1 protein-coding gene is annotated in these 1,755 nt (G+C 47.4%); it reads left to right on the top strand.

Annotated elements, in window-relative coordinates; all coding sequences use genetic code 11:
• Positions 1 to 119 precede the first annotated feature (119 nt).
• The gene (locus tag PBN151_RS30170) at positions 120 to 1,385 is read left to right on the top strand and encodes an IS110 family RNA-guided transposase (protein WP_072732272.1); all 1,266 of its coding nucleotides are present in this window, start codon (positions 120 to 122) and stop codon (positions 1,383 to 1,385) included.
• Positions 1,386 to 1,755: the final 370 nt, after the last annotated feature.

Genomic DNA, 1,755 nt, shown 5'->3' with positions numbered 1-1,755 from the left:
CCGTTAGAATTCCTGTAATACGAATAATTGGGTGGTTGAACAAAAACGAGCGCCTCGGTACGATGGGGTTGTGCACGAGGTCATTGCCTCAATAATCCCATCCAGGAGGTCGCTCTACTATGAAGTTTAAGGCACAGGACAAGCAAAATCAACTCATTGAAAACATTACCGTTCATCACCTAGTCATCGGCGTAGATATCGCCCAAGAATTCCATGTGGCCCGCGCAGTCAGCTTTCGTGGAATTGCATTAGGTACACCGCTAGAGTTTGGCAATCATCTTGAGGGGTTTGAGATGCTGGGACGCTGGATCCATGATCTACTCAAAGTCTACAAGCTTAACAAAGTCATTGTAGGCATGGAACCCACCGGACATTACTGGCTAAATCTCGCACGTTGGCTCTCTTCTCAGAGCATTGAGTCCGTTCTTGTTAATCCCCATCTCGTCAAAAAGAATAAGGAGAACCGTGACAATACCCCATCTAAAAGCGACCGCAAGGACGCTCTTGTCATTGCAGATATGGTCAAAAACGGGTATTACTCCCCTGTTCGTTTTCATCCAGAAGCCTACGAAGAACTGCGAATTCTCATGGCTAACCGAGACACGGTTACCAAACGGCTCAACAGCGCTGTTAACCAAATTCATCGATGGGTAGATATCGTATTCCCTGAGCTGCGCCAGGTCTTTAAGATCCTTACTTGCACAAGTGCCATTGCAACGCTCAGACTCTTCCCCTTGCCGGAGGAAATTTGTCGCTTAACAACAGAGCAGGTCCTTGCTGGATGGAAACAATATGTGAAGCGTCATGCTGGAGCTAAACGAGCGGAGCAGCTCATTGTACTAGCAAAATCCAGTGTTGGCGCCAAGCAAGCACTCCATGCCTATAAACTTCACCTGGGACAATTGCTCGAGGAATATGACTTGGCTAAGCGCCAGCTTGAACAGATTGAGCATGAGCTTCACCTCACCCTTAAGCGTATTCCCTACGCACAGAAGTTGCTTGAAATTCAGGGTTTGAATGCAACGAGCTTGGCCGGTGTTCTAGGAGAAACCGGAAATCTGAGCGGATATGCCCATGGAAATGCTTTGTTACGACATGCCGGCCTTAATCTGACAGAGGCGAGTTCTGGAAAGTGGCGTGGTAAAATGTCGCTTAGCAAACGTGGCCGCCCTCGTCTACGTAGGTTTCTCTATCTCATGACAATGTGTATGGTTATGACAAATTCGGATATCAGAGCTTTGCACCATTTCAACGTCGAGGTAAAGAAGTTAAAGAAAATGAAATCCATTATGAAATTATGCGGTAAAGTTGCACGAATGCTAGTGGGCTTAGCAAAAAGTTGCGAGGGCTATGACTCAGCCAAAGTTTTCCCGCAAGCAGCCTAAGTACATTCTTCCCTCACTAGCTCATGCATTCGCAGGATAACAAGAAGCACGGAGTATCGGGAGAAGTTAAGCAAAAGGGCTCGGACCCGTTCCGTTAGAAAGACCGACCTCCACCCCTAGGTTAGATGTGACGAAGGAATGAAAGGGCTTAGACCCGTTGAGACATGGGAGTGAGAATCGCTAAGGCGAAGTGGAGACGTGCGCATATGGAATAATATGGGTGGTTGATGCCTCACCTTTGTTTTCGCATGCCCTTGCTACGATCCCCAAGTCACCGGCTACTACAAGTCTTCTTCCCTCACATTTACCATAGGGTGAAATCCTGCGAATTCATGAGTCTGAGTGAGGAAACTTAATCATTTTGAGGGAG

Source organism: Paenibacillus sp. NAIST15-1, from assembly GCF_001894745.1.
GTDB lineage: Bacteria > Bacillota > Bacilli > Paenibacillales > Paenibacillaceae > Paenibacillus_B > Paenibacillus_B suaedae.
The sequence above is the reverse complement of the archived record's forward strand: the minus strand, read 5'-3'. Positions and strand labels throughout refer to the sequence as shown.